This is a genomic window from Achromobacter sp. D10 (genome assembly GCF_035282245.1).
Lineage (GTDB): Bacteria > Pseudomonadota > Gammaproteobacteria > Burkholderiales > Burkholderiaceae_B > Achromobacter > Achromobacter insolitus.
The window spans coordinates 1,181,037-1,207,279 of sequence record NZ_JAYJLE010000001.1; the positions used below are offsets into that span (position 1 = coordinate 1,181,037).

Sequence of the window (26,243 nt, forward strand, 5' to 3'; positions counted from 1 at the left end):
CGGTCCGGAGCCTTCGCTCCGGACTACCCCTGCGTCATCCTCGTCCGCCTTCGGCTCCCTACGGATTCCCTCGGGCTTATCGACGCCCCGCGCCCCGCACGCCCCCGAAGCGACAGGCTCGGCCGGAGTATCTTCCCGGCCGTTGGGGCGAGTCGTTTGCTTGGCGTTTTTGCACGCACCTGGGTGTGGTGGCGTGTCTTGCGATGCCCGCCCCAGGTCGGCCGCGCGGGCGGCCTTTTGGGGCTTACGCGGTGTCTTGCGTCCAAGGATGACGCTGCGCGCTGGTGTGAGTCCCCTTCCTATTTTTCATACTGCGCCCCTGCTGGCAGCCGCAGCGAATCAAGCCATCGACGCCCTCGTATGACGCAAGACACTGCGTATGCTCCCAGAGGCCGCCCGCGCGGCCGGCCGGGAGCGGGCCCCGCAAGATCTTTCGCCAAACCCCGCCGGTGGCGAGTACCCCGCGCAAGCCTTTCGTCCCAGCACCCGTGAAGATGGATGCAACGGAGCCCGGAGTAGCGGTGGCCTGCGGGACGCGGGGCGTCGATAAGCCCGAGGGAATCTGAAGGCAGCCGCCGCAGGCGGCAACGAAGATGACGAAGGGGGAGTCCGGAGCGTAGGCTCCGGACCGCAATCGTTATCCCGCGTTCCGCAGGCCACCGCTACATCGGGCGTCTAAAGAACCACAATCGCGACTGAACAAATCCCCTCTATCCAAGCACTACCTCTATACAATCGACCGACACACCAAGGAGCCACCCCCTATGTCCCTGAACTCTGACGCGCTGCGCCTCTTCCTGGGCGTGGTGGATGCCGGGTCTATCAGCGCCGCCGCGGAGCTGCTGGGGCACACGGCATCCGGCGTCAGCCGCGGGCTGTCGCGCCTGGAGGAAGACCTTGGCGTGATCCTGCTGAACCGCACCACCCGGCGCATGGAACTGACCGAGGAGGGCAAGCACTTCCTCCCCAAGGCCAGGCATATCGTTGCGTCGCTGGATGAGGCTGAAGACTGCATGCGCATGGTGCACCAACGTCCGGCGGGGCGCTTGCGGATCGATGCTTCTGTGCCCGTCATGTTGCATTGCGTGGTGCCGCTGGTGGCGGAGTTCCGGCGCGAGTATCCGGCCATTACGCTGGAACTCACCAGCAACGACCGCATCGTGGATCTCATGGAACACCGCACCGATGTCGCGCTACGCATGGGGCCGCTCACGGACTCTACCTTGCATGCGCGCCCGTTGCGCCCTTCGCCGCGTTGGGTGATGGCCAGCCCGGATTATGTGGCCCGGCGCGGCGCGCCGGAGACTGTCGAGGACTTGGCGGCGCATGAGCTCTTGGGATTCACCCAGCCCGAAAGCCTGAATGTCTGGCCCTTGCGTCACGCAGGAGGATCCAGCTACCTGGCGGTCCCCACGTTGGCCACCTCCAGCGGCGAGACGCAGCGGCAGCTGGCGGTGCGCGGCGTGGGCATCGCTTGCCTCTCCGACTTCGTGGTGCGGGAGGACGTCAAGGCGGGCCGGCTGGTGAAGCTGATGGAATCCGCGCACTCGGACTACCTGCAGCCCATGCACGCGGTGTATCACCGCAATACGCAGCTTTCGCGGCGCATTGCCTGCTTCCTGGATTTCTTCGCGGCGCGGATCTGATCCCGCGCCGCGCCTTGCCTTGCGCCTAGGAGTGCAGGGCTCGGCCGAAGGCCGATAGCACCGACTCGTGCAGCGTTTCCGACAACGTCGGATGCGCGAAGACGGTGTGCATCAGGTCTTCCTCGGTGGCTTCCAGCGACGCCGCCACGCCATAACCCGTGATGAGCTCGGACGCTTCGGGGTGAATGATGTGCGCGCCCAGCAACTCGCCGCTCTTGGCGTCGAATACCGTCTTGACCAGGCCCTGGTCTTCGCCCATGGCGATCGCCTTGCCGTTGCCGGCGAAGGTGAACTTGCCCACGCGGACGTCGCCGCCGGTCTTCGCGGCATGTTCGCGGGCGCGAGCCTCGCTCATGCCGATGCTGGCGACCTGCGGATACGAATACGTGCAGGCGGGAATGCGCAGCGGATCGATGGGGTGCACGTGCTTGCCGGCGATGGCTTCCACGCACAGCACGGCTTCGTGGCTGGCCTTGTGGGCAAGCCACGGAGCGCCGGCCACGTCGCCGATGGCGTAGACGCCGGGTTCGCCCGTGCGGCAGTGGCCGTCGGTGACGATATGCGTCTTTTCCACCTTGACCCGAGTCTGCTCCAGGCCCAGGTTCTCGACGTTGCCAACGATGCCGGCAGCGACGATGACGCGGTCGACTTCAAGCTCGCTGCGCTTGCCCTGCTGATCCAGCACCACTTTGACGCCGCTTGCCGTGAGCGAGGACGAAGTTACCGCGCATTGCGTCATGACGCGGATTCCCTGCTTCTCAAAGGATTTGCGCGCCAGCGCCGAGATCTCCGCATCTTCCTGCGGCAGGATCTCCGCGGTCATGTCGATCAGCGTGACCTCGGCGCCCACGGCGCGATAGAAGCTGGCGAACTCCGCGCCGATGGCGCCTGCGCCAACCACCAGCAAGGACTTCGGGATCTCGGTGGGGACCAACGCCTGGCGGTACGCCCAGATGCGTTCGCCCACGGGCAACGCGGGCAGTTCGCGCGCACGCGCACCGGTGGCCAGCACGATGTGCCTGGCCGACAGCGCAGTGCCATTGTCCAGCGTCAGACGGCCGGCGCCGGCCAGCTTGGCACTGGCGGCAAACACGGTGACACCGTTTTTCTTCATCAGGTGCGCTACGCCCTGGCCCAGGCGGCCCGCTACCTTGCGCGACCGCGCCACCATGGCGGCCAGGTCCGGGCGCGCATCGCCTGCGCCCGATACGCCATAGTGCGCGGCTTCACGGCACGCGCGCAGTACCGTGGCGCTGTGCAGCAGCGCCTTGGTGGGTATGCAGCCCCAGTTCAGGCAGATGCCGCCCAGCTCGGCGCGTTCCACCAGCGCGACCGACATGCCGAGCTGCGCCGCGCGTATTGCGGCGACGTAGCCGCCGGGGCCGCCGCCCACCACGGCAAGATCAAACGTAGTCTTGGTCATGGCTGGTCTCACAGCAGGATGCGCACGGGGTTTTCGATCAGCGCGCGGAAGGCGGCCAGCCAGCGCGCACCCACCGCGCCGTCCACGACGCGGTGATCGGCCGACAAGGTCACTGTCATGACGGTAGCGGCGACGAGTTGGCCTTCGCTGTCCACGACCGGACGCTTTTCAGCCGCGCCCACTGCCAGGATGGCGGCCTGTGGAGGATTGATGATGGCCGCGAATTGGCTGATGCCGTACATGCCCAGGTTGCTCACGGTCAGCGAACCGCCCGTGAATTCCTCGGGTTTCAGGCGATTGATCTTGGCACGGCCGGCCAGCTCGACGATTTCGCCGGCGATGGCGGACAGCGGCTTGACGTCCGCGTCGCGCACGATGGGCGTGACCAGGCCGCCGTCGGTCGCCACCGCCACGGAGATGTCGGCGCCAGCGTGGTATTCGACGGCGTCCTCTTGCCAGCTGGCATTCACTTCCGGCACTTCGCGCAAGGCCAGCGCGGCCGCGCGCACGATGAAGTCATTGACCGAGAGCTTCACCGTTCCGCCCTGGTTTGCTTGGGCGCGCAGCGCCAACAGCGCATCCATCCTGCAATCCACTGTCAGGTAGAAGTGCGGCACGTTTTGCTTGCTTTCGGTGAGGCGGCGCGCGATGGCGCGGCGCATGCCGGTGTGCGGCACGCGGCGCGAGGCCGCACGGCCAGCCAGCGGAGCGGCGGCAGAGGCCGGAGCGCGGTCACGGGCGGCCTCCACGTCGCGGCGCACGATGCGTCCATGCGGGCCGGTGCCGGTCACGCCCAGCAGGTCGACATGCCACTGCGCGGCCAGGCGGCGCGCCAGCGGACTGGCGAACAGGCGTCCGCCGGGCACCGGAGCGGCGCTTGGCGGATTCGAGATTTGTGGCGGAGTGGCGGGAGCCGTCGGCGCTGGGGCCGTGACAGCGGCGGGCGCCGGTTCAGGCGTGGGCGCCGCCGCGGGCTGCGCCGCAGCGCCGGCTTCCGCCAGGGCGCGGTCAATGGCGGATGCATCTTCGCCATGGGCCAGCAGTACGCCGATCACCGTGTTCACCGGCACGGACGCCGCGCCGGCCTGAATCACGATCCGGCCCAGCACGCCGGCTTGCTCGGCGTTGATTTCGACGATGGCCTTCTCGGTTTCGATTTCAGCCAGCGCGTCGCCCACGGCGACTGTATCGCCTTCTTTCTTGAGCCACTGGTGCAGCGTGCCGCCCGAGGTGTCGGCGGCAACGGAGGGGAGCTTGATAAGGTGTGCCACGATGTTCGTCCTATTCTGCGGCGCTGTACAGGTCGGGCCGGTAGCTGGCGGGATCGTCGTACTCGACCAGTTCCAGCACATTGCCTTCGGGGTCGCGGAAGAACGCCAGCCAGGTGCCGGGCCGCACTTCCATCGGCGCCGGCGCGCTGTCGAAAACCACGCCTTGCGCTTCCAGGCCGCGCACCACGGCGGGCAGGTCGCGCACGATGAAGGTCAGGTAGGTGGCGCCCTGGCGGTCCAGGATGGCCGCGCCGCGCGCGGCGGTCTCGGGCGCGGCGGCGGGCTGCAGCAGTTTGATGCGCTCGCCGTAGCTGGTCTGCAGCCGGGCCACGTCGTAGCCGTGCTGCGTCAGGCCGGTGGCCTGGGCCTTATCGGCCGGGACGGTCACGCGGTTGACGAGCTTCAGGCCCAGCACGCCGGTATAGAAGGCCAGCAGTTTGTCCAGGTCGGCGCAGCAGATGCCGACCTCCATCGGCACGTTCATGTGCAGCGGGACGCTCATGCCTGCTCTCCCAGGTCGGCCAGCACGTCGGCCAGGCCGGCCATGACTTCCTCGGTGTCCGCGAACGCGGCGCGCTCCAGGACCTTGGAAATGCTGGGCGAGGCCTCGCCGCCCGTCACGCGCTTGACGGGCTGATCCAGCCAGTCGAAGTAGCGGCGCTGGATCTCGTCGGCCAGCATGGCGCCATAGGACGTGCCGCGCGCGCCCTGTTCCACGATCAGCACATTATTGGTCTTCATGATGCTGGCGCCGATGGTGTCCCAGTCCAGGCTGGCGCGGTCCAGCGTGCGCAGGTCGATGACCTCGGCGTCCACACCGGCAGCCTCGGCGGCCTTGAGCGCGCGGCTGACCATGGACAGGTAGGTCAGGATGGTGACCTTGCCGCCCGCGCGGCGCACGCGAGCCTTGCCGAACGGGATCGCGTAGTCCAGGTCGTCAGCGGGCACCTCGCCCGAGGAGGCATACAGGTCCACGTGCTCGATCACCAGCACCGGGTCCTTGGAGGCCAGCGCGGTGTTCATCAGGCCCACGTATTCATAGGGCGTGGACGGCGCGACGACGCGCCAGCCAGGAGCCGTTGCGAAGATGCCCGCCGGATCCATCGAATGCTGCGAACCATAGCCCGTGCCCATCGCGACCTTGGTGCGCAGCACGAAGGGCACGTCGATGTCGCCGCCGAACATGTGGCGGGCTTTGCCGATCTGGTTGAAGATCTGGTCCGCCGCAACCCACATGAAGTCGGGATACATGAATTCCACGACCGGCCGATACCGGCCGTCCATGGCCAGGCCGCCGCCCAGTCCGGCAAAGGCGTTTTCGGAAATGGGGGTGCCCAGCACGCGGTCAGGGTACTTATCCTTCAGGCCGCGCGTGGCGCCGTTGGTGCCGCCCTTCAGGCGGTGCACATCCTCGCCCAGCACCACCACGCCCGGGTCGGTCTCCATGCGGCGGTCCAGCACGTCTGCCACCGCATCCACGAACTTGCGGTCGGCGGACTGGCCGGCATAGTCGGCGGCTTCCTGGTAGCGCAGGCCGGTCAGTTCCGAGCCATCGCTGCGCAAGCCCACGTCGCGGAAGTCCGGGCTGGGCCAGAGGTCGGCACGCACGCGGCGCTTGCCGCCTTCGGCGGCTTCGGTCAGGCGGCCGGCCACGTCCTTCATGACGTCCTTGCAGCGCTGGCGCAAGGCGTCCACTTCGGCCTGCGTGACCAGCTTGCGGCCGATCATCTCCGTAGCGATCTTGTCCAGCGGATCGCGGCCGCGCCATTGCGCTTCCTCGTCCTTGCTGCGGTAGCCGAAGGCGCTGCCAGGGAAGGGGCCGTTCTGGTGGAAGAAGCGGTACACGTCGACTTCGACGATGGTGGGGCCATTGCCGGCGCGCATGTGCGCCACGGCTTCGGACATGGCGATGTGGACCGCCAGCGGATCCATGCCGTCAACCTTCCAGGACGGAATGTTGAAGGCCAGGCCGCGCGCCGACAGCCGGGGCTCGGCGGTGGACTCTTCCACGGTGGTGGACACGGCGTAGCGGTTGTTCTCGATGAAGAAGCACAGCGGCGTCTTCCACGCCGCAGTCAGGTTCATGGTTTCCAGCACTGAACCGATGTTCACCGCGCCGTCGCCGAAGTAGGTCACGGCGACGCGGTCGGTGCCGGCGTGCTTGTGCGCCCAGCCCGCGCCCGCGGCCAGCGGAACGCCGCCGCCCACGATGGCGTTGGTGCCCAGCGCGCCGGCTTCCAGCCAGCGCAAATGCATGCTGCCGCCGCGGCCGCGGCAATAGCCTTGGGCCAGGCCCATGATTTCGGCCAGGGTCTTTTGCAGGACCTCGTCGATGGCGGGCGTGAGCGGATTGCGCGGGTCCAGGCCTAGCGGCGCGACATGCTGCAGGGCCTTTGCCAGGAACTGATGGTGGCCGCGGTGCGATCCGTTGATCTGGTCGCCCGCGCCCAGCGCCAGCACGGAGCCGACCGCGCCGCCTTCCTGGCCCACGGACGAATGCGCGGGGCCGTGGACCAGGCCTTCGGCGGCGAGCTCCAGCACGGCCTCTTCAAAGGCGCGGATCCAGTGCAATTGGGTCAGCATGGTGCCGAGCAGGGCGGGATCCGCCTGCTGCCAGTCCTTGGCATCTACCGTCAGTTGCCGCCAGGGCGCCTGGGGCTCAAGCGGTTGGTGGGTGGCCATGAGTGAATCTCCAGAGATAGGTATGCGTTTTGCGGTTAGAGGTAGCTGTAGCGGCTCCAACCGCCATCGGCCACCAGGGTGTGTCCGTTGATGTACGAGGCCTGGCGCGAGGCCAGGAAGACCGCCAGATCGGCCATTTCGGCCGGTTGGGCCAGGCGGCGCAGCGGCGTGCGCTGCTTGAGGCGTTCGGGGTCGAGACGGCCGCGAGCGGCCAGGTCGCGAACCAGGTCCGTTTCCACGTAGCCCGGGGCCAGTGCGTTCACGCGCACGCCCGCCGGGCCCCATTCCACGGCCAGGGTCTCGGTCAGCAGCACCACCGCGCCCTTGGTGGCGCAATAGGCGGCGCGGTCGGGCGCGGCCACGACGCCATACATCGAGGCCAGGTTGATGATGGTGCCGGTGCCGGCGGGCACCATGCGGCGGCCGGCGGCCTGGGCGCACAGGAACACGCCGGTCAAGTTGATGTCCACGGCGCGGCGCCATTCGTCCACGGTGACTTCCAGCGTGGGTTTGTTGGCCGATACGCCCGCGTTGTTGACCAGTACGTCGATACGGCCCCAGGCTTGCTCGACCTGGGCAAAGGCGCGTTCGACGGCGTCGGCGTCGGTGACCGATGCCTGCACGGCCAGGGCCTCGCCGCCCAGCGCGACTAGGCCGGCGACGGCGTCGTCCAGGGCGGCCGCGTCCATGTCCAGCAGCGCGACGCGGGTGCCTTGCCGCGTGAACGCCTGCGCCGTGGCCAGGCCTATGCCCTTGGCGCCGCCGGTGATGACGACAGTCTGGCCGCGCAGGTCTGGATGGGTGACTTCCGGGGTGTGATCCACGATGTTTGCCTTTTTGACTATGTATGCGCGCCGGCGGTCACACCGCCAGCCATTCCTGGACCACGTCCTGGCGTTCATGCAGTTGCGCGGGCGGTCCTTCGAAAACAATGCGGCCATGGCCCATCACGCTGACGCGCGTGGAGACCTTCAGTGCGATGGTCAGCTTCTGCTCCACCAGCACCACGGAAACGCCGCGCTTGTGGATGTCCCGGATCACGTCGGCGATCACTTCCACAATCTTCGGCGCCAGGCCTTCGGTGGGTTCGTCGATCAGCATGACCTTGGGGTTGCCCAGCAACGAGCGGCACATGGTCAGCATCTGCTGTTCGCCGCCCGACAGGTTGCCTGCCTTGGTGCCACGGCGCTCTTTCAGGCGCGGGAAGTAGTCGAACATCTGTTCGGTCGACCAGTAGGGCGCGTCGTCGCGCCTGGGTTGTTCGCCCATGCGCAGGTTCTCGTCCACCGTCAGGTTGGCGAATACTTCGCGCTCTTCGGGGACGAAGCCCAGTCCGGCGCGGGCGATTTCGAAGGGGCGTTTGTTGGTGATGTCGCGGCCTTCGATGGCGATACTGCCGCCAGTGACATCCACCAGGCCCATGATGCTCTTCATGGTGGTGGAGCGACCGGCGCCGTTGCGGCCAAGCAGGCTCACGACTTCACCGCGGCCGACGGTCAGGTCGATGCCGTGCAGGATGTGGCTTTTGCCGTAGTGGGCATGCACGCCTTGCAGGCTCAGCAATGGGGATTGCGTCGTCATACCGTTTCCTCTCCCAGGTAGGCTTCGCGCACGCGGGCATCGCCGCGGATTTCGGCCGGCGTGCCGGTGGCGAGGATTTCACCGTAGACCAGCACGCTGATACGGTCGGCCAGCGAGAACACCACCTGCATATCGTGTTCGACGATCAGCAGCGTGCAGTCGCGCGTCACGTCCTTGATCAGCTCCACCGTGTAGTCCACCTCATGCTGGGACATGCCCGCCATGGGCTCGTCCAGCAGGATGACTTTGGGACGCGAGGCCAGCGTCATGCCGATTTCCAGCGAGCGCTGTTCCGAATAGTTCAGGTCGCCGGCGGCCGTGTGCTGCTTGTCGGCCAGACGTACTTTTTCCAGCAGGCGGTCCACGTCTTCGTTGACGGCGCGGTTACGCGCGATCGGACGCCAGAAGTTGTAGACGAGGCCGTGCATGCGCAGCACCGCCAGGCGCAGGTTCTCGCGTACCGACAGTCGCGGGAACACATTGGTGATCTGGAACGAACGCGCCAGGCCGAGGCGGTTGATGCGTTCCGGCGGCAGGCCGCCGATGGAGCGCGACCGCAGGCTGATGTCGCCCGAGGTCGGCGCGAACGAGCCCGACATCAGGTGGAACAAGGTGGACTTGCCCGCGCCGTTCGGGCCGATGACGGCGTGGCGTTCGCCGGCCTGGATGTTCAGGTTCACGCCGCGAATGATCTGCGCGTCGCCAAAGGACTTGCGCACGTCGGTCAGGGTCAGGATTTCGTGGCTCATTGTGCGGCCTCCAGCGTGGGAGCGGCTTGGGCGTCGTCGCGCCACAGGGCCAGCGCCCAGCGGCAGGCAACGAGGCCCGCGGCGAACAGCGCCAGCGGAATCAGCCAGGTCGACGGCGCCAGCGGCGCCCAGTCGTGGCCGAACAGCGGAATGTCGGGCCAGCCGGCTTCGGGGTTCATCGCCAGCAGCGAACGGTAGTCGCGGGCGAACATGCGTTGCAGCATTTCCACCGTGAAGACCGTGGCGCAGGTCAGCAACAGGCCGCCAGCAACCGACACCGTGGCGCGGGGTAGCCAGTTGGCCAGGCCGCGCTCGCGCAGCGACCGCGCAGCGCCCTGGACCAGGCCCACCAGGCCATCCGGCACGAACAGCATCACCAGCACGAACAGGATGCCCTGGTACAGCAGCCACGAGCGGGTGATGTCGGCCAGCGTCTGCGACAGAAAGGTCAGGATAGATGCGCCGAGCACCGGGCCGAGGAAGGCGTTGACGCCGCCGATGTAGGCGAACAGCACGGCATCTGTGGACAGCTTCACGTCGAACAACACATAGTTGCCCGCTTCGATATTCAAGGCCTGCAAGCCTCCGGCAATGCCCGCGAACATGGCTGACAGCGCAAACACCAGGGTCTTCAGCGTGTGCGGGCGGTAGCCCAGGTAACGCAGGCGGTTGGCGTTCTCGCGCAGGCCCAGGGTCAGTCGGCCCAGGGGCGTGCGGGTCAGGCCGTAGAGCGCGGCCAGCGAGACCAGCACCCATGCCAGCACCAGGAAGTAGACCTCGATGTCGGAACCGAAAGTGAAGCCCCAGGCTGGCATGCGCATGGCGGACACGCCCGCCTCGCCGCCGAACACCCCCTTGAGGTGCGGCGCCAGCGCATGCAGCAGTTCGGCCAATGCCAGCGTGATCATGGCGAAGTACACGCCCGAACGCATGGTGGCGAACCAGCCCGCGACCAGGCCGAACAACAGTCCGGCCACGCCGCCGGCCAGCGGCATCAGCGGCGTGGGCAAGAGGCCCGCGCCACCCAGCGCATTCATGGCATGGATGGTGGCGAAGGTGCCTACGCCAAAGTAGGCGGCATGGCCGAAGGACAGCATGCCGCCCTGGCCGGCCAGCAGATTGAATGCGCAGGCGAACAGCGCGGCGATCAGCATCTGCACCGCTGCCACCAGTTGGCCCGGAGGCAGCAGCCAGGGCAGCGCGCAAAGCGCGGCCACGCACAGGATGAGAAGGAGAATGGCGGAAGTACGGCGGGGTTGGCTCATGCCTGTTCTCCCTTCAGGCCGGAGGGCTTGACCAATAGCACCACCAGCATCAGCAGGAACGGCAGGGTGGCCGCCAGGCTGGAAATTTTCACGGTCATCAGGCCGCCAACGCTCTCGGCCCATTCGCCCGCGCCAAACAGGCCGAACAGGGAGGCCAGGCTGGCATCGATGCCCACCGAGAAGGAACTGATCAACCCGATCAGCAGCGAAGCGATCATGGCGCCTTCAAGCGAGCCCAGCCCGCCGACGACCACCACCACGAAGACCAGCACGCCCAGCTCGAGCGCCATGTTGGGATTGGTGGTGTAGAAGGCGCCCGCCACCGCGCCCGCCAGCCCGGCCATGGCCGCGCCCACGCCGAACACGCTCATGAAAACCAGCGGCACGTTATGGCCCAGCGCTTCGGCCATGCGCGGACGGTAGATGGCCGAACGCACGACGATGCCCACGCGGGTGCGCGACAGCAGCAGGTAGATGACCGCGAACATCGCCAGCGACACGCCGCCCATCAGCAGGCGATAGAAGGGGTAGTCCGCGTCGAATACGCGGAAGGCGGCGAAATTGAGGAACTGCGGCACGCGGTAGTCCACCGGAAAGTCGCCATAGAACAGCTTGATAAGCTCTGCGACGATGAAGGCCAGGCCGAAGGTCACCAGCAGTTCCTGCGCATGGCCGAACTTGTGGACGCGGCGCAGGAAAAAGCGCTCGACGCCCATGCCGAGCAGGCCGGCGATGATGGTGGCAAGGACCAGCGCGGTCCAGAAGCCGGTGACCGGCGTCAGGGTATAGGCGGCATACGCGCCTATCATGTAGAACGATGCGTGCGCGAAGTTGAGCACGCCCATCATTCCGAAAATCAGTGTCAGGCCTGCCGACACCATGAATAGCAGCAGGCCGTAAATCACGCCGTTCAACAGCGAGACGGTAAAGTATTCCATGTCCGCTCCAGTATTCGCTAAGACGACGGATGTCTTGCGAGCGATTGCGCACCGGGTTTTTCCGGCCCGCGCCGGGGGTGCGCTTATTGGGGTTTCCAGGGGCGATGACGGGTTGCGCGCGGCCGGACCGTCACGCGCAAGCTGACGATCCGGCCGCGCGGCCCATCAGTTCGGCCGCTGCATCTTGCAGGTCGCCTGCGGCGGCGCCGATACATCGGCCGCTGCCAGCACCTTTACCGGCTCGAAGCCCATGTCGGTGCCGTCGGCCTTGTACTTGGCATTCTTGCCAACCTTGGACACCACCATCGGCAGCTGCACCTGATGGTCTTCCGCGCGCATCGTGTAGGTGCCCAGCGGCGAGGTGTAGGTCACCTTCTCCAGCGCCAGCGCCAGTTGCGGCACGGACAGCTTGCCGTCCTGCGGCTTGACCTGCTTGAGCGCTTCGCCCAGGAAGTGGATGCCAATGACGGTCTGCGGTTCGGTGTAGCTGGGGTAGTGGCCGGTCTTGGCCTTGTAGTCCTCGGCGAACTTGGCGCCTTCTTCGCCCGCGGCCTCGATGTTGTAGGGGTGAGCGATGTAATGGCCCAGCGCGACGTCGCCGGCATTGGCCAGGTTGCCCACCTGGTCCAGGAATACGGTGGCGAAGCGGACCTTCAGGCCAGCGGCCTGGGTGGCCTTCATCAGCAGCAGCAAGTCATTGGACCAGTTGCCGGTGATGACCGTGTCGGGCGTTGCCGAGCGGATGCGCGCGACGTAGGGCGCGAAGTCCTGGATCTTGTTGACCTCGTGCAGCGTCTTGCCGACTACTTCATAGCCATACTGCTTGGCAAAGCGCTCGGTCGCGCCTTCCATGTCCTGGCCCCAGGAGTAGTTCTGGTTGATGGCGTACACGCGTTTGCCCAGCGTGCCGTCGGACGACATGACCGAGGCCAGCGCCTTCACGCGCAGGTCGGCGTTGGTGGTGAAGCGGAAGTGGTAGAAGTGGCACTTCTGGCCGGTCAGTTCCAGCGCCTCGCCGCCGACGTTCAGGAACACGACTTCCTTGCCGGGGTTGCGCAGGTTGTGCTTGCGCACGTCTTCGGTCAACTGGCCGGAAATGGCCGACGACGATCCTTGCACCAGGATCTGCACGCCTTCGGCGGCGGCTGCGCGGAAGCGGTCGGACGCGCCGACCGGACCGCCCTGGTTGTCGAACTCGACCAGTTCCAGCGGCTGGCCGTTCCAGCCGCCGGCGGCGTTGATGCGGTCCAGCTCATACTTGACCGCGGCGCGGAACATCAGGCCGGTGGAAGCCTGGGGGCCGGACAGCGTTTCGATCAGCCCGATCTTGACGGGCGCGGCCTGAGCCGATGCGGCGATGCCGGCCAGGCACAGCAGGCCGGTGGTGAAAGCCAATTTCATGCGTGTCTCCTCCGTGGGACGGGAGTGTGGTGAATTGGTGAATCAAGCAAGCGCGCGGGCGGGACAGGCCTTAGCGCGGCACTTCTATGCCCAGGAACCGGGCAATTTCGGAGATCTGTCCTTCCAGCATGTACAGGCCCGGGTGCGTGCGGCAGCCGCGCGCGTCGGCGGCGCGCAGCAATGGCGTGTCGACGCGGCTCATGACGGCGTCGGCGACGACGGTGCCGGCGGCAAGCGCGTCCAGCTGGAAGGGCAGGGGATCGGTCTCGTTCAGGCCCAGCGAGGTCGCGTTGATGGCGATGTCGCAGGCGTCGGGGGTGGCGCTGGCCACGCTGATGGCCAGGGCCGGATACTGGCGCGCGAGATGGGCGGCGAAGGTGTGCGCCTTGTCGGCGCTGCGGTTGTACAGGCGCAGGCTGGCGGGACCGGTATCGGCGATGGCACAGGCAATGGCCTTGCCCGCGCCGCCCAGGCCGGCGAGATAGACATGGCGGCCGGCCGGGTCGTGCCCCTGGCTGCGCAGTCCGGCCACGAAGCCCAGTCCGTCGAAATTGCCGCCCGTGAGCACACCGCCGCGCAGGCGCACCGCGTTGACCGCCCCGCTCAGTTGGGCGGATGGCGTGAGGGCGTCGCACAGGGCGGCGGCATTTTCCTTGTGCGGAACCGTCACCACGATGCCGCCCAGATTGGCCAGTCCGCGCATGCCCGAGAACAGACCAGGCAGGGCGGCCGGCGCCACATGGAACGGGACCATGACCGCATCCACGCCGCGCTCGCGCAGCAGGGCATTGAGCCGCTGGGGCGTCTTGACGTGCGCGATCGGGTCCGCCGCGATCGCGAAAACGGTAGTGCTGCCGGTGATTTCCACCTGTTTGTCCCCTGCCTGGGTAGCGGCTTGCCGCCGTGTCGTTCCTGACTCTCTTGCCTGAAAGCGCCAGTTGCTTTACGCTTTCAAAATAAGTTGTCAGGCAACTTTATTAAGTTGTCAGATAAATCATAGGGCAAGCGTTTTTCTCGTGTCAAGCGGCCGTTTCAGGAGTCCAATCGGAATTTCCGCGGCCGCCGGAAAGGCGCGCGAGCCCGCGTACGAGAGTGCTTCAGGAGACAGAATGATTTCGTTCGAAGGAAAAGTTGCGGCCATCACTGGCGCGGGCAATGGCATCGGCCTGGCGACGGCGCGGCTGATGGCGGCGCACGGCGCCCGGCTGGTGCTGACCGACATCGACAATGCGCGCCTGGAAGACGTGGCGGCCGAACTGGATCCCAGCGGGCAGCGTGTTTACACGCGCGCGCTGGACGTGTCGGCGTCCGCGGAATGCGAGCGCGTCTTCGAGGCGGCGGCAAAGCACTTCGGCGGACTGGACCATCTGGTGCATTGCGCCGGCATCTACCCAGAGCAGATGGTCAAGGACACCAGCGATGAGGCCTGGCGCACGCTGATGCGCGTGAACCTGGACGGCACCTTCTACGTGTGCCGCGCGGCGCAGCGCCACTTGCGCCACGACGGCTCCATCGTGCTGTTGACCTCATTGGCGGCCCAGCGCGGCAGTTATGCGCATGCGGCCTATTCCGCGTCCAAGGGCGCCGTGCAGAGCTTCACGCGCAGCCTCGCGCTGGAACTCGCGCCGCAGATCCGCGTCAACGCGGTGGCGCCGGGCATCATCGCGACCTCCATGACGCAGGACCTGATCGGGCAAAAGGGCGCGCAGCTGCTCGAAAGCACGCCGCTGCGCCGCTATGGCACGGCGGAGGAAATCGCGGGTTCGATCGCTTTCCTGTGCTCGCCGCTGGCCGGTTTCGTGACCGGCGAGGTCATGCAGGTCAACGGCGGCATCTATATCGCGTAAAGTCCAAGGATGGCTCGGCTATCGACGCCGCGGCCGGCCGCCCAGGCATTCCCATAAACACGGGGCGGCGCCCATGCGCCGCCTGCACGTTTTCCACCATTCGACATGCAGCCCAACCAAGAACAGGATCCGTCGCGCGCCGCGCCCAAGAGTTCGCTTTCAGCGGCGCTGGGTGACGCGCTGGCGGAGCAGATACGCCAGGGTGTGCTCGCGCCCGGCGATCGCCTGCCCACGGAAAAGCAATTGACCGAAACCTATTCGGTCAGCCGCGCCGTCGTACGCGAAGCGCTGGCGCGCCTGAAGTCCGAAGGCCTGATCACGTCGCAGCAGGGCAGCGGGGTCTTCGTCGACCCGAACTTCCAGAAGAACGCATTCCGGATCGCCGCACCTACCCCGGGCGACAACCAGGATCTGGAACACATCCTGGAATTGATGCTCTCCATTGAGGTCACCGCCGCGCGCTACGCCGCGCAGCGCCGCACCGACGCGGACCTGAAGAAGATGCGCCAGGCGCTGGTCGGAATGGAGTACGCGCTGCTCAACGACAAGCTGGGCGACGAAGAGGACTACCAGTTCCATCATGCCATCGTGCAGGCCACCCACAATCCGCATCTGGTGGCCTTGAACGACTACCTGGAAGCCAACGTTCGCCGGGTCATCCGCAGCGCGCGCAACAACACGGCGCGCATGTATACCGAACGCATGGCCGCTGTACAGAGCGAGCATCAGGCGATCTTCGCGGCCATCGATGCCGGCGACCCGGACGCCGCCGGCCGCGCTGCCGATCAGCACCTGCGCAATGCCGCCGACCGTCTGCGTCTCTTCCAGGCGGAGCGTCCCGCGCCTGTCTAGGGGTTCTTGCCGCGGACATCAGGGTTCTGTAGCTGCCGGTGTCAGGGTTCTGTAGCCGCCGAGGCTGCCCTGCGCCATTCCGATGCTCGCCCCGATGGGGCTGCGCTTCGGATGACTTCGGGGTCCTCGGCTGGCAGTCGCCTAATGCACCCGCCCCTTTTGGGGGCAGCAAGCCGGAGGCGCGGCGTGGGGGTATTCTTTGCCGCCGGGCCGCCCCAAGGCAAAGAACGCCCCCTTGGGGGGCAGCAAGCCGGAGGCGCGGCGTGGGGGTATTCTTTGCCGCCGGGCCGCCCCAAGGCAAAGAACGCCCCCTTGGGGGGCAGCAAGCCGGAGGCGCGGCGTGGGGGTATTCTTTGCCGCCGGGCCGCCCCAAGGCAAAGAACGCCCCCTTGGGGGGCAGCAAGCCGGAGGCGCGGCGTGGGGGTATTCTTTGCCGCCGGGCCGCCCCAAGGCAAAGAACGCCCCCTTGGGGGCAGCAAGCCGGAGGCGCGGCGTGGGGGCATTTTTTCTTCGCTCATGGGCAGATGCGACGAGGCGGGGGCCGGGCGGAGGGATCCGAAGCGCAGCCCCAGCGGGGCGAGCATCGGAATCCCGCAGTCCGGACACCGGCGGCTCAAGAACCCCCGCCTGATACTTACCTAGGCGAAGGTCTGCTCCATTTCGCGACGGAACTGCACGGCCGGCGCGCGGTCGTCGTATTCGACGTCGCTCCAGCGGATCGCCTGGGACTGCCGCACCGGATTCTTCAGCTTGACCTGGTGCGACAGTCCCAGGGGCAGGTAGCCTTCGTCCACCGAGTCGCGCGCCGGCATCAGCCGGCCGTACACCGTGTAGCCGCCTTCGCCGTCCAGGATCTGGCCGGCCGGCAGGTCGCGCTTGGCGGTGGCGACGACATCGCCATGCCAGCCGGCGGGCGCGCCGGTGGGCTCGCGCCGCAAGCCTACGCTCGCCACGCTGATACCGAGCTCCAGGCCGATCAGGTGATAGGGCTTGTACATCGCGGTGAAGTTGCCGCTGGGATCCGTGACCAGGCCATACTCCTTGAAGCAGCGCCGCACATAGTCGCTGTCCGCGGCCAGGGTGACGTATACGCCCCAGCGCAGGTCGCGGAAGACCGGGCGGCCGTCGCGCTCCAGCGACGAAATAACTTCGACCTGGCCGCGGTGGTGCAGGATGCCGCCGCTATCGCGCGGCCGCAGCACGCGCGCCAGGTCGTCCACCCCGCAGGGCGGGAAGTGCAGGCCGGACGGCGAGGGCAGCAGTCCGGTCGCGTTGGAGACCGCGGCCATCTCGATGGCGCTCTTGGTGCCATCCAGGAAGCTGTTGAACATCTGGGCATTGAAGTCGCCGGCCGCGACCATTTCGGCGGTGAACCCGTAATAGGGCCAGACGGTGTCCGGCGTGGATGTGTGGAATTCCGGCAGGTACTTGGTGCCCTTGCCCGCCGCCATGACCTCGAAGCCGCTGGCCCGGGCCCAGTCCACCATTTCGCAGATCAGGGCGGGCTGGTCGCCATACGCCAGTGAATAGACGATGCCGGCTTCGCGCGCGCGGCGCGCCAGCAGCGGGCCGGCAAGCGCGTCGGCTTCGACGTTGACCATGATGATGTGCTTGCCGTATTCGCAGCAGGCCAGCACATGGCTGATGCCGGCGGCGGCCTGGCCGGTGGCGTCGATGACGATGTCGACGTCCGGGCTGGCGATCACGGCATGGGGATCGTCGCTGAAGTAGACCTTGCCGTTCTTGAGGGCGTCGCCAATGCTGGCGGCATTGAGGGCGGTGGCGGGCCAACCCACGCGGGTCAGGGCCGCGCGGGCGCGGTCGGGCACCAGATCGGCTACCGCGACCAGCCGCATCCCCGGCGTGCGCGGGGCCTGGCTCATGAACATTGCGCCGAACTTTCCGGCTCCCAGCAGTGCAACACGCAAAGGCTTGTGGTCGGCTTCTCGCTGCTTCAGCAGGCGGTGCAGATTCATGGCGCAGGCTCCTCCGGATGGGGGTACAGCAACACAGAATAGTCCCAAATCGCGGCCGCTGAACAGGACTCACTCATCTGCCGTATATAGCTCTCCGGCAAGCACGCTGCGCCAGTTCTTCCAGTTGATGCGGGGACGGTCCGACACCTCGCGGTTATAGGGGGCGTCAAACAGGATGTGCTTCCAGCGCGGCCGTACCGCGCCCTCGATCACGGGCTTGTCGTCGATCAGCAGGTGGCCGTGCACCAGTGTCTTGTCCTTGGTCAGGATCAGCCGGTTGGTGGCGTCGCGCCCCAGGTGCTTTTCCACCCACAGGTACTTTTCCGCCACGCAATTCTCGAACTGCGACAGGGGCGAGGAGCAGATGCGCACGTCCATGCCGAGCGCCAGCAATTCCTTCACGGCCTCCAGCGCGCCGGGTACCGGCGGCAGGTTGCGGATGAAGCCGGGCGCCGTGTAGATGGCTTCGGCCAGGCCGCGCAGTTCGGGAGCGTAATCCTGGCGGATGTAGAAGGACTTGCGGTCTTCGAACGCCACGGGGGGGATGTTCGGATGGCGCTCGTGCCAGGCGTCGATGAAGGCGTGTTCGAAGTCGGCGAGCACGCCGTCTTGGTCCAGCAGGATGATCATGGCGATCCCGGAGGTGGCAACCGGCTGATTGTGCCAGAGCGCAGCGTCAGGAGTTTTGCGGCCGGGATTGCGCCACGATGCGATAGCGGCTGCCGCCAGACAGCGATTCGGAGGCCACCAGCACCATGCGGTCGTAGCGCCAGGACAAGGGCGCGGGCGTATCCATGGGCGGGGTCGCGTGCTCGATATTGCGCAGCAGGGTGACGTGCGGGCGGAAGGGCTGGGGCGGCGCTGCCAGGCCGAACCCGTCCAGCCATTGCCAGAGCTCGTCATGGGCGGCCTGCAAGCCCGGTGGCATGTCCCCGGGGCCGGCCCACAGGATGCGCTGGCGCCCGAAGACGCCATAGCGGTCCAACGTGATGTCCTCCGGCGCGAGACGGCGCTCGGGCGTGGCGGCGGCAAGTTCATCGGCAAGCGCCGCGTCGACGGGCCCCAGGAAAGCCAAGGTCAGGTGCAAGGTCTCCGTGCGCATGGCGCGTCCGCCGCAGCTCGGCCGCGCCTGCTCCGCCCAAGTGGCGAGCTTGGCCGCCAGCGGCGGCGCCGGCCACAGGGCGAAGAACAGGCGTACGGTGGACATGGGCTGATTGTAGGGGCGCGCGCCGCGCAATGCGCGTCGGGCCCGTTCAGTTGCCCGTGGTCTCCGTGCGGCGCCGGCGGGTCAGGGCGGTGTCGAAGCGTTCCACGCCAGGACGGGCCGGGCGGTCGAAGCGCTCCACGCCGGGCCGGGTGAAACGCTCGACCCGTTGCGGGGTTTCGGTCTTGGCCTGCACGCTTTGGGCGGCCGCCTGTTCGCGCTTGGCGATGATTTCCTCGGCGCGCTGATGGTGCGGGGCCATCTTGCGCACCATTACCCGGCCGTCGCGCGGGAAGTAGTTGATGCGGCGCGCGTGCACGTCGCCCAAATCTTGCGCCTTGACCGGAATGCCTTCGGTCTTGAGATAGTTCAGCACGAACTGGCCGTTGCGTTCGCCGATGTTCATCTGCTGCATGGCGGACAGCACGGCGCCGCCACCGAACACCTTGGCTTCCAGCCGGTCGCGGACGGCGCCGGCCTTCAGGAGTTCGTTGATCAGCACTTCCATGGCGAACGCGCCATAGCGCATGGTGGCCGAGGCGGGTGACTGCATGTCGCCTTCCGGCAACATGAAATGGTTCATGCCGCCCACGCCCGTCACAGGGTCGTGGATACAGGCAGCGACGCAGGATCCCAGCACGGTCGAGATCATCAGGTCTTCGTTGGTGACGTAGTACTCGTTGGGCAGTACTTTCACCGCCTGACACTGGAACGCGCTGTCGAAATAGTGGCGCGTCGCACGGGCTTCAAGACGGGCGGCCATGGGACTCGATTAGGGGCAAGAACAGCGATTGGGACACGAAGTTGGCAGCTCGAGAACAGAAATGTATCAAAACATGTAAGAAAATGTCGCTTTATTCTTGCATACTCAAGCTTCCAGCGGGTGAATGGCTGTGTAACGGACCCCGTAATGTGTCCGCTTTTTGCCGCATGGTGCGCAGCCTGGAGCGCCCGCTGGCAGGCATCCAGGCATCCTACACAAGCGGGCGGGAGTCGTTCCCCGGATCACGGGGAAGAACGGGCTCTATACGGAGCTTTAGGCGGGGGGAGCCGTCAGAAGCGCGTGCTGCGGGTGACCGACCAGCGGGCGGACAGGGCGCCCAAGGCGGCGGAGGCGACGACCGCGCCGATCAGCACGGCGGGGCCGGGCAAGTGCAGGGCGAATTCGGCCCCGTAGCTGCGCGCCAGCCCGACCAGGGCGTCGTTCAGCGGCGACAGGGCGACCGCCGCCACGCCAATGGCCAGCAGGGATGCCACGGCGCCCGACAGCGCGCCCAGGTAAAGGAACGGCCGGCGCACGAAGGATTCGGTGGCGCCTACCAACCGGGCCACGCCGATTTCCTCGCGTTGCGAAAGCGCTTGCATGCGCACGGTGTTGAAGACCGTTGCCAGCACCACCACCGCCACGCAGGCTGCCAGGAAGCCCAGGCCGATGCGCGCGAAGCGCAGGATGGCCTCCAGGCGTTGTACCCAGGCGCTGTCCAACTGCACCAGGTCGACGTGGTTCCATTGCTTCCAGGATGCGGCAAGCTTGTCCGCCCGGCCTGCCAGGTTGTCGCCGTCGGCCAGCGTCACCACCACGGCGTCCGGCAGCGGGTTGCCGGGCAGCACGGCCAGCGCCTGTTGCCAGGCCGGGTTGGCGCGCAGATCGGCCAGGGCATCTTCACGGCCGATCACGCGCACCGCGCGGATGTCGTCCTTGAATTCGTCCTGGATGCGCTTGGCCACGTCCGCGGCGGCGCCCGAGGGGGCGTCCACCCGCATGAAGACGGTGACTTCGGGTGTGACCGACATCTGGCGCGCCACCGGCTGGACCGAGACCAGGATGGCGCTGCCCAGCAGCGGCAGGGCGAGGGCCAGGGCCATGACCAGCAGATTGGCCAGGGAAGAGAAGGGTTGCTTGATCAGCCGGCGCAGGGTGACCAGCAGCGCGTAGCGGTGTTGCCGCAGCCAGGCGTTCATGCGTTTTCTCCCGGGTAGGCCCGGCCGGACGCGGCGCCCGGCTGGGTGCTGCCGGGGTATCCCATGCCCGGCTCAGCCTGCGCCGACGCGGCGCCCTGGGAGTCGGCGAATTTGCCTGGGTCGATCCGCAAAGTGCGGGTGGCGTAGCGCGCCATGAGTTCCTGGTCGTGCGAGGCGATCAGCGTGGTCACGCCGACGCGGTTGAAGTCGCGGAACACGTTCATGATGCGCTGCGCGTTGTCGTGGTCGAGGTTGGCGGTGGGTTCGTCGGCGATCAGGATCGCGGGCCGGTTCACGATGGCACGGGCGATGGCCAGGCGCTGCTGCTCGCCGCCGGACAGCTCGATGGGATTGAGGTCTTCCTTGCCGGACAGCCCCACCTTGTCCAACGCGGCGCGGGCGCGGGCTGCGGCCGAATCCCAGGCATGGCCCGTGACCGCCAGCGGCAGCATGACGTTTTCGAACGCGCTTCGATCGAACAGCAGGTGTGTGTCCTGCAGGATGACGCCCACGGCGCGGCGCAGGTACGGCCTCGCCCGGGCGGGCAGCTTGTCCAGCCGCTGGCCGTTGACCTGGATCGATCCCCGGCTGGCGGGCTCCAGCCCGCCAATCAGCTTGAGCAAAGTGGACTTGCCCGCGCCGGATGGCCCGGATACGAAAACGAACTCTCCCGCGCTTACGCGGAAGTTGATGTCGGCCAGGATGTTGCGGCCGCGACCATATGATTTGAATACGTGCTGGAATTCGATCATGGCGGCTGTCAGATGAAGCCGCAATAGTAACTCGGGGACAGTAAGGTGGCCTAAGCCGCCAGGACGAGGCGCGGACAAATTTTTCGGCGCAAGGTATCCGGACACGCTTGCGCTGGCTCAAAAAGTGTCCCTTTTTTCGGGGGAAAACAGCGTTTCATTTCATCCAGTGTCCCTATATTTCAAGGGAATTCCCGGATGCGCCGCGTACGGCGCGGACGCTACCATCCGCCCCATACGTGGGCCCAACCCGGCCTGCGTGAGACTTCGCCTTATCCCACACGGAGAACACGATGAAAGTACTGAAACTCGCTGCGATCGGCGCCGCTTTGTTCGCTGCATCGGCCGCAGCCAATGCGGGCGCAACCTTCGATAATGTCAAGAAAAAAGGGTTTGTCCAGTGCGGGGTTTCGACGGGTATCCCGGGGTTCTCCATCGCTGACAGCAAGGGCGAATACAAGGGCATCGACGTCGATCTGTGCCGCGCCATCGCCTCGACCATGTTCGGCGACGCCACCAAGGTCAAGTTCACCCCGCTGAACACGCAACAGCGCTTCACCGCGCTGCAGTCCGGCGAAGTGGACGTGCTTACCCGCAACACCACGGTCACGCTGACGCGCGACACGACGCTGGGCCTGATCGGCGTGGGCGTGAACTACTACGACAGCCAGGGCGTCATGGTCTCCAAGGACCTGAACGTCAAGAGCGCCAAGGAACTGAACGGCGCCACCATCTGCGTGCAGCCGGGCACCACCACCGAACTGAACCTGGCTGACTGGTTCCGCGGCCAGAAGATCGAATTCAAGCCGGTCGTGATCGACAAGTACGACGAGATCATCCGCGCCTTCTCGGCCGGTCGTTGCGATGCCTTCACCACCGACAAGTCGCAGCTGGCTTCGACCCGCACCACGCTCGAGAACCCGGACAAGTTCATCATCCTGCCGGAAGACTTCTCCAAGGAGCCGCTGGGCCCCATGGTCCGCCAGGGCGACGAGCAATGGTTCAACATCGTGCGCTGGTCGCTCAATGCCATGCTCGAAGCCGAGGAATACGGCATCACCAAGGCTAACGTCGATGAAATGGCGAAGAGCCCCAACCCCAACATCCAGCGCATCCTGGGCGTGACCCCGGGCATGGGCAAGAACCTGGGCGTGGATGACAAGTGGGCCTACAACATCATCAAGAACGTGGGCAACTACGGTGAAAGCTTCGAAAGCACGCTGGGCAAGAGCAGCGCGATGAAGCTGGAGCGCGGCTTGAACGCATCCTACAAGAATGGTGGTTTGATGTACGGTTGGCCGGTGCGTTAACACACGGCTGCCTGGAAAAACGGAGCCCGGCGCTCCGTTTTTCCTCTCCCGCCTGCGGGCGGGTGGCAGGAGTGGGTGGCGCGGCCCTTCCGGTTTCGCCGCCCGGTGTCCGACTTCTGTAGATTCACTCATGAATACTCCCAATAAAAGCGCGCCTGCATCGGCACCTCCCCGGCGTCTGAACTGGAACGATCCCGGGGTGCGCTCCGTGGTCTACCAGGTGCTTGCGCTGGCCGCAGTGGCCTGGGCCGTGTGGTTCCTGGTTTCAAACACGCTGCACAACCTGTCCGTGCGCAATATCGCCACGGGCTTTGGCTTCCTGGACCGCGAGGCCGGTTTCGCGATCGGTGAAACACCCATCGCCTATACCCCCGCGAACACTTATGGCCGCGCCATCCTGGTCGGTCTGCTCAATACGCTGCGCGTGGCCGTCATCGGCATCGTGCTGGCTACCATCCTCGGCACGCTCATCGGCATCGGCCGCCTGTCCAAGAACTGGCTGGTCGCCAAGATCACCTCGGTCTACGTCGAAGTGATGCGCAACGTGCCGCTGCTGCTGCAGTTGTTCTTCTGGTATGCGCTGATCACGGAAAACATGCCGGGTCCGCGCCAGGCGCACAATCCGCTGCCAGGCGTCTTCATCTCCAACCGCGGCCTGAAGGTGCCGGGGCTGGAAGGCAATTCGCTGGACTGGATGCTGGGCGGACTGGGCCTGGCCATCATCGCGATCATCCTGCTGGGCCACTGGGGCAAGAAGCGCCAGGAAGCCACCGGCCGGGTGTTCCCGCTGGGCCGCGCCGCCATCGGCCTGCTCATCGGCTTTCCCGTCATCGGCTGGCTGGTCAGCGGCGCTTCGCTGACCCTGGACATGCCGGAGCTCAAGGGCTTCAACTTTTCGGGCGGCCTGACCCTGTCGCCGGAATTCGCTGCCTTGATGGCGGGCTTGGTGATCTACACCTCGGCCTTCATCGCCGAAGTGGTGCGTTCGGGCATCCAGGCGGTCAATAACGGCCAGTGGGAAGCGGCCGGTTCGCTGGGCCTGCGCCGCAAGCAGGTGCTGCGCCTGGTGGTGCTGCCGCAGGCGCTGCGCGTGATCATCCCGCCAATGACCAGCCAATACCTGAACTTGACCAAGAACAGTTCGCTGGCCGTGGCCATCGGGTATCCCGATATCGTGTCGGTGGTGAACACCACGCTGAACCAGACCGGCCAGGCCATCGAGGGCATTCTCATCATCATGGCCGCGTACCTCACGGTCAGCCTGTCGATTTCGATATTCATGAATTGGTACAACAAGCGCATCGCGCTGGTGGAGCGTTGATATGAGCAGCACTTCGCATATCCCCGCCGAAGGCCTGCCGCCGCCCAGCACCCAGGTGGGTCCGTGGGCATGGGTCAAGTCGCGCCTGTTTTCGTCGCCGCTGAATATCCTCATCACGGTATTGGTGGCGTGGTTCCTGCTGATGGCGATACCGGCGCTGGTGGAGTGGGCCTTCATCAAGGCGAACTTCTCCGCGACCAATGCCCAGGAGTGCCGCGCCTCGGGCGGCGCCTGCTGGGCCTTCATCATCGAGAAGCACCGGCTGATCCTGTTCGGAACCTACCCGTACGACGAGCAATGGCGTCCGTTGATCGCGACCATCATCCTGGTGGCCGTGATCGTCTGCAGCGGCATCCGCCGTTTCTGGAACTGGAAGCTCGCCATCATCTGGACCGTGGGCCTGACGGCCGTGGCGCTCCTGATGTGGGGCGGCGTGTTCGGCCTGACCTACGTGGAAAACGCGCGCTGGGGCGGCCTGCCGCTGACGCTGATCCTGTCCACGTTCGGCATCGCCTTCGCGTTCCCGATCGGCGTGCTGCTGGCCCTGGGCCGGCGTTCCAAGATGCCCGCCATCAAGGCGCTGTGCGTTGTGTACATCGAGCTGATCCGCGGCGTGCCGCTGATCAGTTTGCTGTTCATGTCGTCGGTGATGCTGCCGCTGTTCCTGCCGGAAGGTTTCTCTATCGACAAGCTGCTGCGCGCGCAGATCGCGATCATCATGTTCGCGGCGGCGTACATCGCCGAAACGGTCCGTGGCGGCTTGCAGGCGATCCCGAAGGGCCAGTACGAGGGCGCCGATTCCCTGGGCCTGAACTACTGGCAGCAGATGCGCAAGATCATCCTGCCGCAGGCGCTGAAGATTGTGATTCCGCCGCTGGTCAGCATCTTCATCGCGCTGTTCAAGGACACCTCGCTGGTGGTGATCATCGGCATCTTCGACCTGACGCTGGCGGCCAAGGCAGCCTTGTCCGATGCGGCATGGCGCGGATTCGGGGTGGAGGCGTACCTGTTCATTTCGCTCATCTACTTCGTCTTCTGCTTCTCCATGTCCAAGTACAGCCAGGCGCTCGAAAAACGCCTGGCCACGGGACACGCACGCTAGAACTTTGCAGCGCGTCCGCCCCGGGCGGGCGCGCACCGCGATACTTACGGGAGTACAGGCATGTCTGATGCCATCATCAAATTGCAGGACGTGAACAAGTGGTACGGGCAGTTCCACGTGCTGCGCAACATCAACCTGGACGTCGCGCCGGGCGAACGCATCGTGGTGTGCGGACCGTCGGGCTCGGGCAAGTCCACCATGATCCGTTGCATCAACCGCCTTGAAGAGCACCAGAAGGGCCACATCATCGTGGACGGCACGGAGCTCACCAACGACCTCAAGCACATCGAGACCATCCGCAAGGACGTCGGCATGGTGTTCCAGCACTTCAACCTGTTCCCCCACCTGACGGTGCTGGAGAACCTGACGCTGGGCCCCATGTGGGTGCTGAAGAAGCCGCGCGCCGAAGCCGAGGCCACGGCCATGAAGTACCTGGAGCGCGTGCGTATCCCCGACCAGGCCAAGAAATTCCCCGGCCAGCTCTCCGGCGGCCAGCAGCAACGCGTGGCGATCGCGCGTTCGCTGTGCATGAGCCCCAAGATCATGCTGTTCGATGAGCCGACTTCCGCGCTGGACCCGGAAATGGTCAAGGAAGTGCTGGACGTGATGGTCAACCTGGCCCAGGAAAGCGGCATGACGATGATCTGCGTCACCCACGAAATGGGTTTCGCGCGCAAGGTCGCCAACCGCGTCATCTTCATGGACCGGGGCGAAATCATCGAGCAGAACAGCCCCGACGAGTTCTTCGACAACCCGCAGAACGACCGGACCAAACTGTTCCTCAGCCAGATCCTGCACTGATCCCCCAACCGCCTTCGGGCGGTTTTTTCATGGGGCGGCCGGCTTGATTCCCGGCGTTTGGAATGGGCGCTGTTACGGGAACAGGCGGGCGTTCTGCTGGTATCTCTTTGTTACGCCGTATTCCTTGCTGCGGTATGCTACTGACCGCTATTTATCCGACGCG

Annotated in this window: 24 protein-coding genes; 7 read left to right on the plus strand and 17 right to left on the minus strand. The window is 66.1% G+C overall.

Annotation, left to right across the window (positions count from 1 at the left end):
• Positions 1 to 764: 764 nt before the first annotated feature.
• Entirely contained in the window at positions 765 to 1,646 is an 882-nt protein-coding gene (locus VCS63_RS05670) for a LysR family transcriptional regulator (RefSeq protein WP_042795459.1), read from the plus strand.
• Between the two features lie 25 nt (positions 1,647 to 1,671).
• Here VCS63_RS05670 and lpdA read toward each other — a convergent pair whose 3' ends face one another.
• The 11 genes from lpdA to VCS63_RS05725 form a co-directional block, all read right to left on the minus strand.
• Positions 1,672 to 3,069, minus strand: coding sequence for a dihydrolipoyl dehydrogenase (gene lpdA / locus VCS63_RS05675; protein ID WP_323878831.1), 1,398 nt, complete (start codon positions 3,067 to 3,069; stop codon positions 1,672 to 1,674).
• An 8-nt stretch (positions 3,070 to 3,077) separates the two neighbouring features.
• Positions 3,078 to 4,340 carry a pyruvate dehydrogenase complex dihydrolipoamide acetyltransferase gene (locus VCS63_RS05680; protein WP_323878834.1) on the minus strand — a complete coding sequence of 421 codons (1,263 nt, stop codon included), beginning with the start codon at positions 4,338 to 4,340 and terminating at the stop codon, positions 3,078 to 3,080.
• A gap of 10 nt (positions 4,341 to 4,350) precedes the next feature.
• Positions 4,351 to 4,842, minus strand: a complete 492-nt coding sequence (locus tag VCS63_RS05685; RefSeq protein ID WP_238913039.1) for a VOC family protein — start codon at positions 4,840 to 4,842, stop codon at positions 4,351 to 4,353.
• A complete protein-coding gene (locus VCS63_RS05690) occupies positions 4,839 to 7,022 on the minus strand; it encodes an alpha-ketoacid dehydrogenase subunit alpha/beta (RefSeq protein ID WP_063639379.1) in 2,184 nt (727 codons plus the stop codon). The genes VCS63_RS05685 and VCS63_RS05690 overlap by 4 nt, the downstream gene beginning before the upstream one ends.
• Before the next feature lie 35 nt (positions 7,023 to 7,057).
• Positions 7,058 to 7,846 (minus strand): SDR family NAD(P)-dependent oxidoreductase, encoded by a 789-nt coding sequence (locus tag VCS63_RS05695; protein ID WP_063960414.1) that lies wholly within the window; start codon positions 7,844 to 7,846, stop codon positions 7,058 to 7,060.
• A 37-nt stretch (positions 7,847 to 7,883) separates the two neighbouring features.
• Entirely contained in the window at positions 7,884 to 8,603 is a 720-nt protein-coding gene (locus tag VCS63_RS05700) for an ABC transporter ATP-binding protein (RefSeq protein WP_042795454.1), read from the minus strand.
• Complete coding sequence (locus VCS63_RS05705; protein ID WP_042795453.1) at positions 8,600 to 9,352, minus strand: ABC transporter ATP-binding protein; 753 nt, start codon at positions 9,350 to 9,352, stop codon at positions 8,600 to 8,602. Before VCS63_RS05705 ends, VCS63_RS05700 begins: the two co-directional genes overlap by 4 nt.
• Entirely contained in the window at positions 9,349 to 10,617 is a 1,269-nt protein-coding gene (locus VCS63_RS05710) for a branched-chain amino acid ABC transporter permease (protein ID WP_042795451.1), read from the minus strand. The genes VCS63_RS05705 and VCS63_RS05710 overlap by 4 nt, the downstream gene beginning before the upstream one ends.
• A complete protein-coding gene (locus VCS63_RS05715; RefSeq protein ID WP_063639381.1) occupies positions 10,614 to 11,555 on the minus strand; it encodes a branched-chain amino acid ABC transporter permease in 942 nt (313 codons plus the stop codon). The genes VCS63_RS05710 and VCS63_RS05715 overlap by 4 nt, the downstream gene beginning before the upstream one ends.
• A 165-nt stretch (positions 11,556 to 11,720) precedes the next feature.
• Complete coding sequence (locus tag VCS63_RS05720) at positions 11,721 to 12,956, minus strand: branched-chain amino acid ABC transporter substrate-binding protein (RefSeq protein WP_042795449.1); 1,236 nt, start codon at positions 12,954 to 12,956, stop codon at positions 11,721 to 11,723.
• 70 nt (positions 12,957 to 13,026) lie between these two features.
• Entirely contained in the window at positions 13,027 to 13,824 is a 798-nt protein-coding gene (locus tag VCS63_RS05725; RefSeq protein WP_323878838.1) for a shikimate dehydrogenase, read from the minus strand.
• Positions 13,825 to 14,065: 241 nt separating this feature from the next.
• On the opposite strand from VCS63_RS05725, the gene VCS63_RS05730 reads away from it, so the two are divergent.
• Complete coding sequence (locus tag VCS63_RS05730; protein WP_042795446.1) at positions 14,066 to 14,803, plus strand: SDR family NAD(P)-dependent oxidoreductase; 738 nt, start codon at positions 14,066 to 14,068, stop codon at positions 14,801 to 14,803.
• A gap of 105 nt (positions 14,804 to 14,908) precedes the next feature.
• Positions 14,909 to 15,655: a FadR/GntR family transcriptional regulator gene (locus VCS63_RS05735; RefSeq protein ID WP_042795445.1), complete on the plus strand. Its 747-nt coding sequence runs from the start codon at positions 14,909 to 14,911 to the stop codon at positions 15,653 to 15,655.
• Between the two features lie 638 nt (positions 15,656 to 16,293).
• Here the strand turns inward: VCS63_RS05735 and VCS63_RS05740 are convergent.
• From VCS63_RS05740 to VCS63_RS05765, 6 genes are all read right to left on the minus strand, one after another.
• Positions 16,294 to 17,631, minus strand: coding sequence for an NAD(P)H-dependent oxidoreductase (locus VCS63_RS05740; protein ID WP_042795443.1), 1,338 nt, complete (start codon positions 17,629 to 17,631; stop codon positions 16,294 to 16,296).
• Positions 17,632 to 17,700: 69 nt separating this feature from the next.
• On the minus strand, positions 17,701 to 18,261 hold the full coding sequence (locus VCS63_RS05745) for a 5'-3'-deoxyribonucleotidase (protein WP_042795442.1): 561 nt from the start codon (positions 18,259 to 18,261) through the stop codon (positions 17,701 to 17,703).
• 46 nt (positions 18,262 to 18,307) lie between these two features.
• Positions 18,308 to 18,838, minus strand: a complete 531-nt coding sequence (gene thpR, locus VCS63_RS05750; protein ID WP_323878842.1) for an RNA 2',3'-cyclic phosphodiesterase — start codon at positions 18,836 to 18,838, stop codon at positions 18,308 to 18,310.
• Positions 18,839 to 18,884: 46 nt separating this feature from the next.
• Positions 18,885 to 19,598 (minus strand): chemoreceptor glutamine deamidase CheD, encoded by a 714-nt coding sequence (cheD, locus tag VCS63_RS05755; RefSeq protein WP_042795441.1) that lies wholly within the window; start codon positions 19,596 to 19,598, stop codon positions 18,885 to 18,887.
• Positions 19,599 to 19,888: 290 nt separating this feature from the next.
• Positions 19,889 to 20,797, minus strand: coding sequence for a cell division protein FtsX (locus VCS63_RS05760; protein WP_042795440.1), 909 nt, complete (start codon positions 20,795 to 20,797; stop codon positions 19,889 to 19,891).
• Positions 20,794 to 21,549 (minus strand): cell division ATP-binding protein FtsE, encoded by a 756-nt coding sequence (locus VCS63_RS05765; RefSeq protein WP_063960409.1) that lies wholly within the window; start codon positions 21,547 to 21,549, stop codon positions 20,794 to 20,796. The genes VCS63_RS05760 and VCS63_RS05765 overlap by 4 nt, the downstream gene beginning before the upstream one ends.
• A 290-nt stretch (positions 21,550 to 21,839) precedes the next feature.
• Here VCS63_RS05765 and VCS63_RS05770 point away from each other — a divergent pair, with 290 nt between their 5' ends.
• The 4 genes from VCS63_RS05770 to VCS63_RS05785 all read left to right on the plus strand — a co-directional run bounded on the left by VCS63_RS05770 (position 21,840) and on the right by VCS63_RS05785 (position 26,080).
• Positions 21,840 to 22,856 (plus strand): amino acid ABC transporter substrate-binding protein, encoded by a 1,017-nt coding sequence (locus VCS63_RS05770; RefSeq protein WP_042795437.1) that lies wholly within the window; start codon positions 21,840 to 21,842, stop codon positions 22,854 to 22,856.
• Positions 22,857 to 22,986: 130 nt separating this feature from the next.
• Complete coding sequence (locus tag VCS63_RS05775) at positions 22,987 to 24,177, plus strand: amino acid ABC transporter permease (protein WP_042795436.1); 1,191 nt, start codon at positions 22,987 to 22,989, stop codon at positions 24,175 to 24,177.
• Position 24,178: 1 nt separating this feature from the next.
• Complete coding sequence (locus tag VCS63_RS05780) at positions 24,179 to 25,279, plus strand: amino acid ABC transporter permease (protein WP_042795435.1); 1,101 nt, start codon at positions 24,179 to 24,181, stop codon at positions 25,277 to 25,279.
• Between the two features lie 60 nt (positions 25,280 to 25,339).
• Positions 25,340 to 26,080 (plus strand): amino acid ABC transporter ATP-binding protein, encoded by a 741-nt coding sequence (locus VCS63_RS05785; RefSeq protein WP_042795434.1) that lies wholly within the window; start codon positions 25,340 to 25,342, stop codon positions 26,078 to 26,080.
• Positions 26,081 to 26,243 lie beyond the last annotated feature (163 nt).